Below are 15533 nucleotides of genomic sequence, written 5' to 3' on the forward strand. Positions count from 1 at the left end.
TTTATGAATGGAAAAGGTAGTGTTTTAATAGGCGGCAGCCCTGGTTCAATAAGTGGTAATCTAAATCACCTAAAATTCACTTTTGACGTGGAATTGTATATCCGGGAATTTTTCTTGCGCCATTTGTAATAACCAGGCCGATTCGGCTAAAAAGACCGGTCTTTCTTCTTTATCTATACCAATGTGGGCAGCTCTGTCTTGAATAAAAGCTTCCAGTTTTTTCTTATCAGGGCAACTAATCCAAAGGGCCTTGTATAGATTAATTTGATCGAAGCTGGCCGTTGCATTGTATTCGGCTTTTAATCGATGTTGGATAACTTCAAATTGTAATGCACCAACCGTACCAACGATTTTTCTTCCGTCTACTTTGCGTGTAAATAATTGCGCCACACCTTCATCCGTTAATTGCTCTAATCCCTTTTGAAGTTGTTTGGTTTTCATCGGGTCCAGATTGGTAACGTAACGAAATAATTCTGGAGAGAAACTAGGAATGCCTTTAAAATTAAATTCAGCGCCTTCGGTTAAGGTATCTCCGATTTTGAAATTACCGGCATCATACAATCCAATCACATCACCCGGAAATGCTTCGTCGATAATCGATTTTTGCTGCGCCATGAAAGCGGTAGGATTACTGAAGCGAAGTTCTTTTTTACCTCTTACAAGCGTGTAATATTTATTCCTTTCGAACTTACCTGAACAAATTCTTAAGAAGGCAATGCGATCGCGGTGCTTTGGATCAAGGTTCGCGTGAATTTTAAAAATGAATCCGCTAAACTTAGGATCTTCCGGTTTTACAATTCCCTTATCTGTTTCTCTTTCTTTGGGCGATGGCGCTACTTCCACAAAACAATCTAACAACTCTTTAATACCAAAGTTATTTACCGCGCTACCAAAAAACACCGGACTAATCTGTCCTTTTAAATAGTTTCCTTTATCCAGTTTGTCATATACACCGTCTAACAATTCTACATCAGCACGCAATTGTTCGGAGAAATCTTGTCCGATATGTTTCTCAATTTCTCCGGTGTGTAAATCTTTAATTTCAATGGTGTCTTCAACTTTTGTTTTGCTCTCTCCCTGAAATAAATTCAATGATTTGTTATAAAGATCATAAACACCTTTAAATGATTTTCCAATACCGATTGGCCAGGTAAGCGGACAAACCTTAATCTTTAATTCTTTTTCAATCTCATCCAATAAATCGAATGGATTTTGTCCTTCGCGGTCTAATTTGTTAATGAAAACAATCACCGGTGTATTGCGCATGCGGCAAACTTCCAGAAGTTTTCGCGTTTGCGGCTCAACACCCTTTACGCAATCAATAACCATAATAACACTGTCTACTGCCGATAAAGTACGGTAAGTGTCTTCAGCAAAATCTTCGTGCCCCGGTGTATCTAAAATATTTACTTTATAGTTTTTATAATCAAAAGCCATTACGGAAGTGGATACCGAAATACCTCTTTGTTTCTCGATTTCCATGAAATCGGAAGTCGTTGACTTTTTAATCTTATTTGACTTAACAGCTCCGGCCGACTGAATAGCCCCTCCAAACAATAATAATTTCTCGGTTAAAGTTGTTTTACCGGCATCGGGGTGAGCGATGATGGCAAAGGTGCGTCGGCGGTTTATTTCCTCTTGTGTGGTCATTTTTCGAAGGGGCAAAGATAAATAATAAAACGGGATTTCAGAGTGTAATTAAAAAATTACTAAATTTACTTTGCATGAAAAATTTAGCCTTAATAGCACTGGTTTTGTTAGCAGGATTTGCCTGTAAAAAGAAAGAAACAAAAGAGGATGAAACGCCTGTTACACCTCCTACAACAAATCCGGCTGCTCCCGTTTTTTTTATCAATATTCCTTCTGATGCAGATGGTGTTTTGATGGCAACGGTAACTGATCATGAATTCACTAATTTTTACATAACGCAATTAGGGAAAGCTTCTGCTTTTTTTTACACAGCTCCCGGAAACTATAATTATGTGGATGCAGGCGTGGTTAAATGCAACGATTCTGTATTGATTAAACAGGGTTCCGGTTCATATTTATATAATGGGAAACCGATAAATGGTCAGCCAATTTCCGGAATTCAATACGGAAGCGGGTTTGTTTGGAATGTTTCGGGAAACACAAATGTACCGGCATTTACCTATACAAGTACGACCTTTCCTACTATTGCAGCTTTAACAAGTAATACCATGATTCCAAAAAACAATCCATATAACGTTACGTTTAGCGGAGCATTAAACGCAGATTCGGTAGTGGTTATGTTAAGCGGTGATTCAACGGCGATTCAAAAGCAAACAGTAGGAGCAACAAGCGGTATTTGTAATTTTACATCATCGCAAATCAACGCGGTAAAAAAGCAAGGATCTACATCTTTTCCATACATTAATTTTATCTCTTATAAAATTAATGCGAATGCCGTAGCGAGCAGAAAATATTATATGGTTGGAAGTATCAGCTCTTCTTACAGAGTGAATATTCAATAAGGTCTTGAAAGATTAGTACTTAATCTCTTTCCATTCTACAATATCGCGAATAACCACTGAAGCGCAGGTAAACCCGAATACAGCCGGTAAATAAGAAATAGTTCCGTATGCCGATTTTTTAAAATTACTGCCGTCTGTTCGCATAATAGAATATTTTGCCGGTAATTCTTTTGAATAAACGCATTTTACACCTTTGTAAATCCCCATGTATTTCAAACGTTTTCTTACGTATTGCGCAAGCGGACAAATATCAGTTTTAGAAATATCGTCGACCAGCAATTTTGTAGGATCCATTTTGCCGCCGGCACCCATCGAAGAAATAATGCGACGACCATTGTAATAAGCGTGTTGAATCAGATGAAGTTTTGGAGAAATACTATCAATGGCATCAATGATGTAAGTGTATTTCTTTTTCAAAATTTCCTTCATCATTTCAGGTGTTTGAAATTCTTTAATCGCTGTTAGATTAATTTCAGGATTAATAGCCTTAATGCGTTGTTCCATTAATTCGGCCTTGCTCATTCCATGTGTTGTGGAGAGTGCTTGTAACTGACGGTTACGGTTAGTTGGGTCAACCATGTCACCATCAATAATAGTCATGTTGCCAACTCCGGCTCGTGCAATCGCTTCAGCAGCATAAGAGCCAACGCCACCCAAGCCAACCACCAAAACATCGGCGTTCAATAATTTTTCGATTCCTTTTTTACCCACTAAAAGTTGGGTACGTTCCATCCAGGCAGTTTCCATGTTACATTATTTCCTCCTTAAACACACTTTGATAATTGTTTCTTAATTGATCTTGTAGTATGGCTTCATCAATACCTAATAATTCGGAAGCCTTTTTGTAAATATATTTAATAGAAACTTTAGCATCATCGGTTTCTAAAAATAGTCTTTTACGGCCAACATGTTTAATCACTTCCGATGCATTCGATTGTTCTGTTAATAATGCTTTTCCGAACGACAAATAATAATCTTCTTTAAGTAAAGTCTCAGCAATATTCAAATTATTGTTGAAACCGTGTATGATGACAGGAACATTGTTTTTTTCCTTTTTCAATATAGCAATTAACTCATTAAATGCTTTTACACAATGTATAATTAAAGGCTTTTCAATTTCATTGGCTAATCTCACTTGTTCAATGAATATCTTTTCCTGCAAATCAAAATCTACATCAATGCTTTTGTCTAAGCCACATTCACCCACGGCCATGCATCGCCTGTTTCTGCTCACTCTTTCCAGTTCATCAAATAAAAAGTCAGATTGCGAATTTACTTTCCAAGGGTGGATGCCATACGAGTATAAACTGGGTTTTGAAGTAGCTTCAACATCTAGGCTCACTAATTCAACCTTAGCATCAAAAATTTCCGAATGCGTATGTATGTTAATAAACACGTTTAAATTTAGCTTTAAGTCCAAAATTACGGCGGTACAATATTAGTAACTTTGATTAAGTGTATAAAATATGACTGAACTTTCTTATAACAGCGTGACGTCAATAACCCTGGCCGAACTGGAAGAAATGCTGGGATCGGATGCTGTAACTGTAGATAAAGAGCAACTCGATAAATACGGACAAGACGAAACGGAGGATTTATGTTACCATCCCGAAGTGGTTGTTAAACCTTATAATGTGGAGCAAGTTTCTGAGTTGATGAAATATTGCCATCACCATCGCATTCCGGTTACAACACGCGGTGCAGGAACCGGTTTAAGTGGCGGTGCACTTCCAATAAAAGGTGGTGTATTATTGAGTATGGAAAAGTTTAATCGCATACTTGATATCGATACAAGAAATCTTCAAGGTACCGTTGAGCCGGGCGTAATTAATTATATTTTTCAGGAAGAAGTTAAGAAACATGGATTGTTTTATCCGCCCGATCCTGCCAGCTGGGGAAGTTGTAGTTTAGGTGGAAATATCGCGCATAGCAGTGGTGGACCAAAAGCAGTGAAGTACGGAACCACCCGTGATTATGTTTTGAATTTGGAAGTGGTATTGGCGAATGGTGAGATCATTTGGACAGGAGCTGACACATTAAAATATTCGACCGGATACAATTTAACGCATTTGTTTGTGGGAAGTGAAGGAACATTAGGCGTGGTGACCAAAATTGTTTTCAAATTAATTCCTTTACCAAAGCACGACTTGTTAATGCTGGTTCCTTTTCATAGTGCAGAAAAAGCCTGTGAAGCTGTAGGGGCCGTGTTTAAAGCGGGCATTACACCAAGCGCGATGGAGTTTATGGAACGTGATGCCATTGCCTGGAGTATCAAATATGCCGGCGAAGTTAATTTTACCATTAAACCTGAATGGGAAGCTTTGTTGTTAGTGGAAGTGGATGGTAATAATATGGATGTGTTGTATGCCGATTGTGAGGTTATCAGTAATGTAATGCAACAACATGAATGCGACGAAATATTATTTGCCGATACAGCTGATCAAAAAGCGGCGCTTTGGAAAATAAGACGCAAAGTAGGAGAAGCAGTAAAAAGTAATTCAGTTTATAAGGAAGAAGATACTGTGGTGAAGCGCGCTGAACTTCCGAAATTATTGCGTGGCGTAAAAGAAATTGGAAAAAAGTATGGATTTAATTCGGTGTGTTACGGACATGCCGGTGATGGAAATTTGCATGTGAATATTATTAAAGGAAACATGAGTGATAATGACTGGAACATGAAATTACCAAAGGGTATCACAGAAATATTTCAGTTGTGTAAAGAATTGGGCGGAACTATCAGTGGTGAGCATGGAATTGGATTGGTACAGAAAAAATACATGCCTATAGTGTTTCCGAAACATCAGTTAGCCTTGATGAAAAACATCAAAAAAGTTTTCGATCCGCACATGATATTAAATCCCGGTAAAATTTTCGAATAAAAAAAAGCCCTCTTATGAGGGCTTTTTTTTAATTCATGTATTTCTGTTTGACTTCACTATAACTTGGGAAATTGTTATGATGCCAGTTCATGATGACGGTTCCGTCTTTAATTAAAATTAAACCCGGATTACTACGTACCATAGTTTTTAAAACAATTGCATCTACACTCGCGAAATCATACAAGGCTTGATGTGCATGTTTATAGGCATTGATTTCTTCGGCACTCGATGCTGTTAAGCCAATGATTTTTTTATTTTCTTTCGTTGCTAAAGTATAGAAGTCATTGATTTTTGCGTGTAAACTTTCATCTTCTTCCGTTTTCTTTAAATCATAACAAACCAATAGGAAGCTATAGTCTTTATTGTTTAGCAATGAATCGGTAATAGGATTTCCATTCGCATCGTTAACGGTAAAGTCTGTAATTTTTGGTGGATTCACAGCTTCTTTGGTTAATACGTTATCAGTCGCAACCCATTTCCATGTTAAGGTATCTTCCCAAGGATAATTTTTCAAATCAAATTCTTTTACCTCATGTGTTTTCAAATTCTCGTATTTAAAGCGTGTTTCGTAGACAGGTGGTTGGTAATCGGCCCCGGGCTTCATGTTTTCTTTAATGTTCATTCCGATGGCATAAGCACGGAAATCTAATGGAGGTAAATTGCGGTACGCGTAAATCGGGAAGGCAAAAGAAGCAATAGCTCCAATGATAAAGATGGTTACTTGTAATGAAGGGAAAGTTAAATCATTGATGTGTTCTTTACCTGCAAATAAAAGTGTAATCAAAATCATGAGTGCAATATCCTTCCAAAAGCTTTCCCACGGTTTTAATTTTAAGAAATCGCCAAAACAACCGCAGTGTGTTACTTTGTTGTAGCAAGCCGAGTAGAATGTCAAGAATGTGAAAAAGGCGATTTGCGCGAACAATAACCATAATGTTAAATCACGTTTGTAGCCAATCAAAAGCATTACACCTAATAACATTTCACTCACACAAATAATAATCGCTAACGGAAGAGCAATGTGCGCGAACCATTCAAACATACCTAAACCTGTATCAGCTTTAAATACTTCAAAGTATTCTTCTAATTTATAAGAGAAACCAAGAGGGTCGTTGGCTTTTATAAACCCAGAAAAAATAAATAAACATCCTACTAAGATGCGCGCGATGTGCGTTAACCAGGGCCATTTACTGATAATAGGAGTGCCATTTACCAATAAAACTAAAATACCTAAAATAATTGCTAAAGTAGATTTGCTAAAGCAAGGCGGACAAATAAAATAAAATAAGGCAGCCAGGCCTATCGACCAAATGGCGCGAAATAATTTAGAGGATAAAAAGTTTTTCATAGTATGGGTTTTGTGGCAATCGTATAGCTAAAATTAGACCAATTACTAAAAACAAGAAAGTCTTTAATTTTTTTTAACGAACATATTTGTTAATTGTCGAGTTTAATCAAAGCAAACACCGAATAATTTAACATATCCATATAATTTGCATCAACACCTTCGGAAATAATGGTTTTCCCTTTATTATCCTCAATTTGTTTAACACGGAAAATTTTCATCAAAATCAAATCGGTTAAAGAGCTGATTCGCATATCGCGCCAAGCCTCACCGTAATCGTGATTTTTATCTTCCATTAATTTCTTGGTTTGCGCTACATATTTATCGTAAAGTTTTTCTACTTCATCATACGGTAAATCAACCCGCGAATCATTTTCAAGTTCCAACTGAATTAAAGAAATAACACAATAATTGATGATGCCAATGTATTCGCCTTTAATATCATCACCCACTTTTTGGGTGCCTTTATTCTCGATGCTTTTAATGCGTTGCGCTTTAATAAATATCTGATCGGTTAACGAAGTTGGTCTTAAATTGCGCCAAGCGGTGCCATAATCTTTCATTTTCTTTAAAAAGATATCTTTGCATAGCTTTATGGCCTTGTCATATTGTGTTCCTGTAGTTTGCATATGAGCTCTAAAATTAAAGAAAATAACCCAATTGTATACCAAATAAATGGTAAAAGCCTGAGTTTTGAAAAGCCTATGGTAATGGCAATTATTAACTTAACTCCTGATAGCTTTTACGATGGCGGTAAGTATGGCGAAATAAATGATGTTTTAAGGGACGCGGAGGAAAAGGTAAAGCAGGGTGCCCTGATTTTAGATATTGGTGCGGCATCTTCTCGTTCCGGATCGAAAGAAATAAGCGAAGACGAAGAGTGGAAGCGTTTGCAGCAACCCTTACTGGAATTACGTAAAAAATTTAATGAGATTTTTATTTCGGTGGATACTTACCGGGCAGAAATTGCACGGCGTGCCGCTGAATGTGGCGCTGATATTATTAATGATATTTCAGGCGGTAACATGGATGCTTCTATGTTCGATACTATTGCTAAGTTGAATGTAGCCTATGTTATGATGCACATGAAAGGAACACCACAAACCATGCAGGTAAATCCGGAGTATGGTGATGTAGTATATGAAGTGAAGTCTGAATTTGAAAAGAAAATTTCTAACCTTAAAGAAAAAGGTTTCTCAAAAATTATTATCGACCCGGGTTTTGGTTTTGGAAAAACAACAGAACATAATTATCAGCTTTTAAAACAACTCTCGCAATTTACAGAATTAGATTTTCCTGTTTTGGCCGGACTCTCAAGAAAAAGCATGATTAATAAAGTAATCGGAACTAGTCCGGTTACCGCCTTAAATGGTACGACTGTTTTAAATACAATCGCTCTTTTAAACGGCGCTAAAATATTGCGAGTACATGATGTAGTGGAAGCAATTCAAGCGATAGAATTACTAAAAGAGTACTCCCGAGTGTAGTCCTGATATAGTAACTTATTACTATTGTGATTTAAGTGCCGATGGTGTTATTTCGGTATATCATTTAAAATTAAGTCACATGAAAAATCTTTTTTTTAGTTCCTTATTGGTATTGGGTGTTTCTGTGTATGCTCAACAAAATAATTCGGTAAGTTTTTCAACTCGTTTAAAAAGCGATCAGGAAAAGGTGATTGAGAGCCCTGCTAAAATTAGAGCAGATGATGCCTATATGATCAGTTTTGCCGTTAGTCTTGATCCAAAGAGTATCGAAGGTCTTGATAATTTGGAAATTATTATGATACGCGATGGAGGCGAGAAGCTGGTGTTTACAATGACTACGTCCTATTTTTTAACGAACGCCGGCGATGATCCTTTAAAGAAAGGAAATAAAATAATTTATCCAAAGGTTGTGAATTATCGGGATTTTCCTGAAACAGGGGAAAGTAATTTTTTCTCTGTGGATTTTAATAAGAAAATGGGAGCGGATTTTTTTCTTTCAAAAAAAGGAACCGATTACTCAAATTCTGTAAGTAAAGATGAGTATATTTTAACAGGATATGTGAATGGCTACAAGTTTGTGGGGTATGTTCGTGAAAAGGATTTAAATGGTGAATATCAAAATGTTGCTAAGTATGGTCCTGCCGTCACCTTATCAAAGGTAGCTTCTGTTAAAATAGTAACTTCAGATAAAATTGCGCCAATGCCTAAAACGGATAGTGTGGGAGACGTTCAGGATTTGATGAAAATTGGAGAATAAAATGCGTATTTGTAGATTAGTTAAATGAAGAAGAAACGAATAGAGACTGTTACGCAAGATGATTTTGATTCTATTTACAAGAAGAAAATTAGAGACGGAAAAAAGAATTGGAGGGAGATTTTCAAAAGCGAGATAGATGGTTTCAATTCGTTTATTACGAGTGATAGCTTTTGGTATATAGGAGATTTTGCGACGTCCAAAATTGTTATGGCCGGCGGCGAGCTGGAAGTTGCCACGCCTCTTCATAAAAATGAATGGGTTGGGATTTCGCCAATGGAAATTGGAAAAATGTTCCATCCTTTGGACGTAGCAAAAATGCAAGCCTTTACAGTGTTCATTTCAGATTATTTTGCACGACGAACGCAAAAAGAAATTAATAATGTGAAAGTCAGTATGCTCTTTAGAATGCTGAATTCCAAAAATGAATATACCTGGCGTATTTTATCTTATCCGAAAATTAAATATGAGAATAATTTACCTCGATATATTTTTTGTTTGATAAGTGATTGCTCTCATTTAGTTAATGAACCTGAAAGCACAATGTTTGTGTTTGATAATAATGATAAGGAGAGTGTTTTATACTTCTGTAATGAAGAAACGGTTGAACTGAAGCGTTTTCATGAAAAAAAGCCACTTACGCAACGCGAAACTGAAGTGGTGAAATTGTTGGCAAAAGGATTAATAAGCAAGGAAATAGCCCATCTATTAGGGATATCTAAAAATACAGTTGAAAATCATAAGCAAAATATTTTCGAGAAAACAAAAACAAAAAACATCGCGGAGTTAATCACGTACGCGATAAAAAACAAACTAGTTGATTAAAACTACAACTCCCACCATTTCGCTTTAATACCAACAAACACACCATTTTCCTCAATCTTGATAGGATAAGTTAAAACATTCATGGTCAAACCGGAAGTTGTTCGTCCGGTTTTTAAATCAAAGGGATATCGGTGCATCGGACAAACTATTTCTCCTTTTTCTGTGCATTGTCCGTGTGAAAGCGAAGCTCCATTGTGCGGACAACGATCTGCAACAGCATAAACACCTTCATTGGTGCGGGCAACGCAAATTTTATTTCCTTTTATCACCATGGATTGAGGTTTGCCCAACATTAAATTGTTGTGCATTGCATCTTCATTCTCGAAAATTTTAATCCAGTGATAACTCATGCTTAGAAGTAAATTTACTCTTTTTTGTTTTCATCTTCCTTATTCTCTTCCTGTTTCGGAATGAAATAATAGGTGATGGTTGGCGTTTCATTTATTTCTGAAATTTCTTCTTCAGGAATAATTTCATTTTCGTCATCGTCTTCATTTTCCCATTCGTATTCTTTACGTTGCGGACCTTCTTTACGGTAATTATAAGCAACCATTAATCCGGATATGGCACCAAACAAATGCGCCTCCCAGGAAATTTCCTGTTTAATTGGAAAAATTCCCCACATCATACCGCCATATAAAAACAAAACAAGAGCGGATATTACCATAAGAGGTTTGTGTTTTCTAAATACACCACTAAAAAATAAAAAAACAGCAGCGCCATAAATTAATCCGCTGGCGCCAATGTGATACATATCGCCGGTAGGAGTGTTTCTTCCGCCAACCCACAACCAAACGCCCGACATGATATAAATCCAGATGAACGAAGGCCATGCAATTGGTTTGTAAAAGTAAAACGTGAGCATTCCTAATACCAGCATCGGTAAACTGTTCGATGCTAAATGTTCCAGATCGGAGTGTAAAAAAGGAGAGAAGATAATTCCGCTTAAACCTTTAATCGTTCTAGGAGCAGTACCTAATTGTGTAAGATGTAAATTAAAAGCGTGATCAATAAAGAAAACAGCCCACATCAACACGACAAATAAGAGCGGAAAAGCTCCAACTTTCAATAAAGATTTTGAAATGAAATTTTTCATCGGAATGTTATATAAAGTTCCGATGGAAAAAGGGAAATAAAAAATTAAATTTTAAAATTTAGTTTATTTAACAGGAATGTAAATTTTGCTTAACCACTTATTAGGGTCTTTTTCGACTGTAGCATCGCTAATGTAAAACTCACGAGCTGCACCTGATTGCTCCAGTTTGTTTTTTTCGAGGTAAGTTTTCAGTTCGGCGTAAGCGTTAAACATTTTATCATATGGCCCATAATAATTGTAAACTACCGCGCGTGTAGCTTCCAGAATAACAATGGTGGAATTTTTTGGTTGTACCTTTGGTGTTTTATTGATTGGAACAACGCATTCGAAAACAAAATTTTCAGGATTATTATTGTAATAAATCGCACCGGGAGGTAAGCCTTCTGTGCTTAAGCCCAGATTATTGATATCGACTTCAATAGCGCTGTAAGCTTTCCCAATTTTAAAACCAATATCTTCTTGTTTCGCTGAATCGAGTATAGCAAGGGTTAAAATTTCAGGAATATCAAACACACCAATAATACCCGGAGTTTCCTCTACAACCTGTGCAGGAGGAGTTGTGATTGTATTTGCAACGGATGTTGTATTGTTGGATGAAGCGCCTTTTTCATCGGTATCGTTTTTACACGACGCTAATAGGCCTGAAATCGTTAATGCAAAAAGAATTTTTTTCATCTTAATTGGTTTTACCCGGATATTTTGCCAATGCTTCTTTTAAACAAATCATAGCGTTATTTAAATCATTAAGATTTAAAACGTAAGCTAAACGCACTTCGTTAATTCCTGAGCCCGGTGTTGAGTAAAATCCGGTAGCAGGAGCTAACATTACAGTTTGTTGGTTGAAATTAAAATCTTCCAATAACCACTGACAAAACTTGTCGGCGTTGTCAATAGGTAATCGTGCAATGCAATAAAAAGCACCGCTTGGTTTAGGACAAAATACACCCGGGATTTTATTCAAAGCATCAATCACAAAATCGCGACGTGCAATGTATTCTTTTTTTACTTCAGCGAAATACGAAGCCGGTGTGTCTAATGCAGCTTCTGCTCCGATTTGTCCGTATGAAGGCGGACTTAACCTTGCCTGCGCAAATTTTAATGCAGCACTCATCACCTCTTTGTTTTTACTTATCATAGCGCCAATGCGTGCGCCACAGGCACTGTAACGTTTAGAAATGGAGTCTAATAAAATAACATTGTTTTCGATGCCGCTTAAATGCATAACAGAAACGTATTCCTTTCCGTCATAGCAAAATTCGCGATACACCTCGTCACTTAATAAAAACAAATCGTATTTTTTTACTAAGTCTTTCAAGGCTTCTAATTCAGCTTTTGTATATAAGTATCCGGTTGGATTTCCCGGATTACAAATCATGATGCCTTTTGTTTTAGGCGTGATTAGTTTTTCGAAATCAGAAATAGGAGGTAATGCAAACCCACTTTCAATGCTGCTCTTAATTGGTTTAACCGTAACATTAGCTGCTACTGAAAATCCGTTATAATTCGCATAGAAAGGTTCAGGGATAATAATTTCATCACCGGGATTAAAGCAAGTCATCATAGCAATTGAAATGGCTTCAGAGCCGCCATTGGTGATGATTACTTCACTTGGTTCAATATTGATGTTATAGCCTTTGTAATAGTTACAAAGTTTTTTACGGTAACTTTCGTTACCTGCACTGTGACTATACTCTAAAACTTTTATATCGGCACTTTTAATAGCCTTTAAAAAAGTATCCGGCGTAACGATATCCGGTTGTCCGATATTTAAGTGATAAATTTTAATACCTTTTTTCTTCGCCGCTTCGGCATAAGGAACTAACTTACGAATGGGCGATGCCGGCATTTCGTTTGCTTTATTGGATATTACTGGCATGTAATTATGAATTAAAAAACCTCAAATATAAGCATAATAAATGGCTGCCCACAGCTTATAATTTTAGTTAATTGTTGAAATAATTTGCCTTAGGCCCTCAATAAAACCGTATATTTGAAGGTTGATTTTTTATGACTGAAGCACCAATCGCAGCCGAACCAAGGCAATTATATCCATACCAGGCAGAAGCCGTTGAAAATATTTTTTCCCGACTTCAAGATTTACCGCCGAATGCTAATTTATTATTTCAATTGCCAACAGGCGGAGGAAAGACCATTATCTTTTCCGAAATAGCGCGTCGTTTTATTGAAAAATATAAGCGTAAGGTTTTAATCTTAACGCATCGCATTGAGTTAAGCCGACAAACCGCTGACGTATTAAGTGATTTGGGAATTTCCAACAAAATCATCAATTCAGAAGTTAAGGATTTGCCACGCCAAAGCGATTATCAATGTTTTACAGCATTAGTTGAAACCTTGAATAATCGCCTACAGGAAAACGATCAGTTTTTGGAGGATATCGGATTAGTGATAGTGGATGAAGCGCATAACAATTCATTCCGAAAAATATTCCATTACTTTAATGATATTAATATTCTGGGTGTTACAGCAACGCCTTTAAGCAGCAATAAAAAATTACCGCTCTATCAAACTTACAGCGATTTAATCATCGGACAAAGTATTCCGAATTTAATTGAGCAAGGTTATTTATGTGAAGGTGTCACTTATTCTTATGATGTAAACTTAAGCTCTTTGCGAATTGGGAATAATGGTGAGTTTACCGTAGGTTCTCATGAATTGCTTTATACACAAGCCATCATGCAAAGTAAATTGTTGGAGGCTTATGAGGAATTTGCGAAGGGTACTAAAACACTCATTTTTAATGCAGGTATTTTAACGAGCCGCGCTGTTTACGAAACATTTAAGAAGAAGGGATATCCCGTTCGTCATTTAGACAGTACCTTTAGCGACCGTGAGAGGGCCGAAACTTTGGAGTGGTTCAGAAATACACCCGATGGAGTACTTAGTTCTGTTAGTATTTTAACAACCGGTTTTGATGAGCCTGCGGTTGAAACTATCATGCTAAACCGCGCTACTAAATCCTTAACACTTTATCACCAAATGATTGGTCGCGGTAGTCGTGTGTTGCCTACTAAAAAGCAATTTAAAATTCTCGATTTAGGAAATAATTCACGACGTTTTAATTTGTGGCAATATCCAATTGATTGGAAACATGTTTTTGTTGCTCCACATTTATATCTCGAACATCGTTATAAAGATGAATGGGATTATGAATTGGAGAATGATTATGATATGCCTCCTGAAATCAAGGAACGTTTTCTTAATTCATCACAAGAGTCTTTTATCGTTCGCGACCGCTATTTGAATTGTTTGCGCAAGGGCTTAAAGCCGCAGGTGGTGATTGACGAATCCATTGAAGATCATTTTGCACGCATTAAGGATAATGCTTCAGAGTTTGATGAAGCTTTTGAATTGTATAATTTGCTTACCGAGGAAATGAAGTACCGTGTTAAACAATTCGGTAAGTGTATAAATGCAACAAATAATTATACCGACTGGCAATATCAATCTTATTCGAGTAAGTTGCGCCGTCGTATCATGAATTTTTACGCTGAGTAAATGAATCCTTTCAAATTGTATAAAATAGCCGGCATGTTGAGTATTGTGTTCGGTGTATTGGGTGCTGTATGTTTGGTAAACATCCGTACGGTGCCGGCTGCGTTATTATTGGCTGTTACGGGATTTATTTTTGCAGGCATTAATATTTTTATTGATGCTAAATATGAAATCCATGATCGGAAATTTCCCTTGGGTTATATAGGAATGATTTTAAGTTCGCTGCCTGTTTTATTTTTACTAGCGTTTATTTTTCTGCGCCGCTGAAAACTGTCAATAAATATTTATCACTCATAAAATTTAGCCATACGGTTTTTGCACTACCCTTTGCTATCATTGGTTTTTGCCTGGCAATTTATTCCGGTAAAGCCGAGTTCAGTTGGGGGAAATTAGGATTAGTCTTGTTGTGTATGGTTACAGCACGAAGTGCCGCTATGGCATTTAACCGTTATATCGACAGGCATTTTGATTCTAAAAATCCGCGCACCGCTATTCGTGAAATACCGGCAGGACAAATTAAAGCGAGTTCAGCACTAATTTTCACCATCAATAGTTCAGTGCTTTTTATGGTGAGTGCATATTTTATCAATCCTCTTTGTTTTTATTTATCGCCGGTGGCATTGTTCGTTGTTCTGGGTTACAGCTACACTAAACGTTTCACCCCTTTGTGTCATTTAATTTTAGGCTTAGGTTTAGGTTTAGCGCCCATCGGAGCCTATTTGGCCTTAACGGAGCAATTTGATGTATTGCCAATACTTTTTTCGGTATTAGTGTTCTTTTGGGTAGGTGGATTTGATATCATTTTTGCGTTGCAGGACGAGGAGTTTGATCGGAGTCAGGGTTTAAAATCAATCCCCGTTTTAATGGGTAAGGCAAAGGCTTTGCGTTTATCGGAAGCCATGCATGTTGTTTCGGCGGTTTTGGTGATTTTAGCCTACAATTTCGGTGGTTTTTCCTGGCTTTATATCTGTGGTGCATTGGTGTTTATCGGCTTATTAATCTATCAGCATTTAATTGTTAAGCCTAATGATTTAAGCCGTGTGAATTTGGCATTTGGCACCAGTAATGGCATTGCCAGTGTTATTTTCGGGGTATTCGTTTGTCTCGATATTTTCCTTCTGTAAATATTCGATTAAATCGCC

The 15533-nt window shown here is 36.9% G+C and carries 17 protein-coding genes; 8 read left to right on the top strand and 9 right to left on the bottom strand.

Annotated elements, in window-relative coordinates:
- Positions 1-69 precede the first annotated feature (69 nt).
- Entirely contained in the window at positions 70-1650 is a 1581-nt protein-coding gene (locus J0L69_06195) for a peptide chain release factor 3 (protein MBN8692766.1), read from the bottom strand.
- Between the two features lie 74 nt (positions 1651-1724).
- Here J0L69_06195 and J0L69_06200 point away from each other — a divergent pair, with 74 nt between their 5' ends.
- Complete coding sequence (locus tag J0L69_06200; GenBank protein MBN8692767.1) at positions 1725-2492, top strand: hypothetical protein; 768 nt, start codon at positions 1725-1727, stop codon at positions 2490-2492.
- Between the two features lie 12 nt (positions 2493-2504).
- On the opposite strand, the gene J0L69_06205 is transcribed toward J0L69_06200, so the two are convergent.
- On the bottom strand, positions 2505-3239 hold the full coding sequence (locus tag J0L69_06205) for a tRNA threonylcarbamoyladenosine dehydratase (GenBank protein ID MBN8692768.1): 735 nt from the start codon (positions 3237-3239) through the stop codon (positions 2505-2507).
- A gap of 1 nt (position 3240) precedes the next feature.
- A complete protein-coding gene (locus J0L69_06210) occupies positions 3241-3888 on the bottom strand; it encodes a TatD family hydrolase (protein ID MBN8692769.1) in 648 nt (215 codons plus the stop codon).
- A gap of 70 nt (positions 3889-3958) precedes the next feature.
- Here J0L69_06210 and J0L69_06215 point away from each other — a divergent pair, with 70 nt between their 5' ends.
- Positions 3959-5371, top strand: a complete 1413-nt coding sequence (locus tag J0L69_06215) for an FAD-binding protein (GenBank protein ID MBN8692770.1) — start codon at positions 3959-3961, stop codon at positions 5369-5371.
- A 28-nt stretch (positions 5372-5399) separates the two neighbouring features.
- On the opposite strand, the gene J0L69_06220 is transcribed toward J0L69_06215, so the two are convergent.
- Complete coding sequence (locus tag J0L69_06220) at positions 5400-6719, bottom strand: DoxX family protein (GenBank protein ID MBN8692771.1); 1320 nt, start codon at positions 6717-6719, stop codon at positions 5400-5402.
- Between the two features lie 89 nt (positions 6720-6808).
- Positions 6809-7345, bottom strand: a complete 537-nt coding sequence (locus tag J0L69_06225; GenBank protein MBN8692772.1) for a DUF1599 domain-containing protein — start codon at positions 7343-7345, stop codon at positions 6809-6811.
- Here J0L69_06225 and folP point away from each other — a divergent pair, their 5' ends adjacent.
- From folP to J0L69_06240, 3 genes are all read left to right on the top strand, one after another.
- Positions 7346-8203, top strand: a complete 858-nt coding sequence (gene folP / locus J0L69_06230) for a dihydropteroate synthase (GenBank protein MBN8692773.1) — start codon at positions 7346-7348, stop codon at positions 8201-8203.
- Between the two features lie 79 nt (positions 8204-8282).
- Positions 8283-8960 carry a hypothetical protein gene (locus J0L69_06235; GenBank protein ID MBN8692774.1) on the top strand — a complete coding sequence of 226 codons (678 nt, stop codon included), beginning with the start codon at positions 8283-8285 and terminating at the stop codon, positions 8958-8960.
- Between the two features lie 24 nt (positions 8961-8984).
- Complete coding sequence (locus J0L69_06240; GenBank protein ID MBN8692775.1) at positions 8985-9782, top strand: response regulator transcription factor; 798 nt, start codon at positions 8985-8987, stop codon at positions 9780-9782.
- 2 nt (positions 9783-9784) lie between these two features.
- Here the strand turns inward: J0L69_06240 and J0L69_06245 are convergent, their stop codons facing one another.
- The 4 genes from J0L69_06245 to J0L69_06260 all read right to left on the bottom strand — a co-directional run bounded on the left by J0L69_06245 (position 9785) and on the right by J0L69_06260 (position 12754).
- A complete protein-coding gene (locus J0L69_06245; GenBank protein ID MBN8692776.1) occupies positions 9785-10132 on the bottom strand; it encodes a Rieske 2Fe-2S domain-containing protein in 348 nt (115 codons plus the stop codon).
- 14 nt (positions 10133-10146) lie between these two features.
- Complete coding sequence (locus tag J0L69_06250) at positions 10147-10878, bottom strand: rhomboid family intramembrane serine protease (protein MBN8692777.1); 732 nt, start codon at positions 10876-10878, stop codon at positions 10147-10149.
- 63 nt (positions 10879-10941) lie between these two features.
- Entirely contained in the window at positions 10942-11553 is a 612-nt protein-coding gene (locus tag J0L69_06255; GenBank protein ID MBN8692778.1) for a GyrI-like domain-containing protein, read from the bottom strand.
- Between the two features lies 1 nt (position 11554).
- Positions 11555-12754 carry a pyridoxal phosphate-dependent aminotransferase gene (locus tag J0L69_06260; GenBank protein ID MBN8692779.1) on the bottom strand — a complete coding sequence of 400 codons (1200 nt, stop codon included), beginning with the start codon at positions 12752-12754 and terminating at the stop codon, positions 11555-11557.
- Between the two features lie 131 nt (positions 12755-12885).
- Here J0L69_06260 and J0L69_06265 point away from each other — a divergent pair, with 131 nt between their 5' ends.
- From J0L69_06265 to J0L69_06275, 3 genes are read left to right on the top strand one after another with little or no spacing between them, the layout of a single operon-like run.
- Entirely contained in the window at positions 12886-14394 is a 1509-nt protein-coding gene (locus J0L69_06265) for a DEAD/DEAH box helicase (protein ID MBN8692780.1), read from the top strand.
- Complete coding sequence (locus J0L69_06270; GenBank protein ID MBN8692781.1) at positions 14395-14658, top strand: hypothetical protein; 264 nt, start codon at positions 14395-14397, stop codon at positions 14656-14658.
- A complete protein-coding gene (locus J0L69_06275; GenBank protein ID MBN8692782.1) occupies positions 14655-15515 on the top strand; it encodes a UbiA family prenyltransferase in 861 nt (286 codons plus the stop codon). Before J0L69_06270 ends, J0L69_06275 begins: the two co-directional genes overlap by 4 nt.
- The last annotated feature ends 18 nt before the right edge of the window (positions 15516-15533 follow it).

The sequence above is a fragment of the Bacteroidota bacterium genome, from assembly GCA_017303905.1.
Taxonomy (GTDB): domain Bacteria; phylum Bacteroidota; class Bacteroidia; order B-17B0; family Aurantibacillaceae; genus JAHEYG01.

Excerpts from the sequence above, each read along its gene's own strand:
- J0L69_06195 (MBN8692766.1), bottom strand. The coding sequence starts at position 1,650 with ATGACCACACAAGAGGAAATAAACCGCCGACGCACCTTTGCCATCATC.
- J0L69_06200 (MBN8692767.1), top strand. The coding sequence starts at position 1,725 with ATGAAAAATTTAGCCTTAATAGCACTGGTTTTGTTAGCAGGATTTGCC.
- J0L69_06205 (MBN8692768.1), bottom strand. The coding sequence starts at position 3,239 with ATGGAAACTGCCTGGATGGAACGTACCCAACTTTTAGTGGGTAAAAAA.
- J0L69_06215 (MBN8692770.1), top strand. The coding sequence starts at position 3,959 with ATGACTGAACTTTCTTATAACAGCGTGACGTCAATAACCCTGGCCGAA.
- J0L69_06220 (MBN8692771.1), bottom strand. The coding sequence starts at position 6,719 with ATGAAAAACTTTTTATCCTCTAAATTATTTCGCGCCATTTGGTCGATA.
- J0L69_06225 (MBN8692772.1), bottom strand. The coding sequence starts at position 7,345 with ATGCAAACTACAGGAACACAATATGACAAGGCCATAAAGCTATGCAAA.
- folP (MBN8692773.1), top strand. The coding sequence starts at position 7,346 with ATGAGCTCTAAAATTAAAGAAAATAACCCAATTGTATACCAAATAAAT.
- J0L69_06235 (MBN8692774.1), top strand. The coding sequence starts at position 8,283 with ATGAAAAATCTTTTTTTTAGTTCCTTATTGGTATTGGGTGTTTCTGTG.
- J0L69_06240 (MBN8692775.1), top strand. The coding sequence starts at position 8,985 with ATGAAGAAGAAACGAATAGAGACTGTTACGCAAGATGATTTTGATTCT.
- J0L69_06245 (MBN8692776.1), bottom strand. The coding sequence starts at position 10,132 with ATGAGTTATCACTGGATTAAAATTTTCGAGAATGAAGATGCAATGCAC.
- J0L69_06250 (MBN8692777.1), bottom strand. The coding sequence starts at position 10,878 with ATGAAAAATTTCATTTCAAAATCTTTATTGAAAGTTGGAGCTTTTCCG.
- J0L69_06255 (MBN8692778.1), bottom strand. The coding sequence starts at position 11,553 with ATGAAAAAAATTCTTTTTGCATTAACGATTTCAGGCCTATTAGCGTCG.
- J0L69_06260 (MBN8692779.1), bottom strand. The coding sequence starts at position 12,754 with ATGCCAGTAATATCCAATAAAGCAAACGAAATGCCGGCATCGCCCATT.
- J0L69_06265 (MBN8692780.1), top strand. The coding sequence starts at position 12,886 with ATGACTGAAGCACCAATCGCAGCCGAACCAAGGCAATTATATCCATAC.
- J0L69_06270 (MBN8692781.1), top strand. The coding sequence starts at position 14,395 with ATGAATCCTTTCAAATTGTATAAAATAGCCGGCATGTTGAGTATTGTG.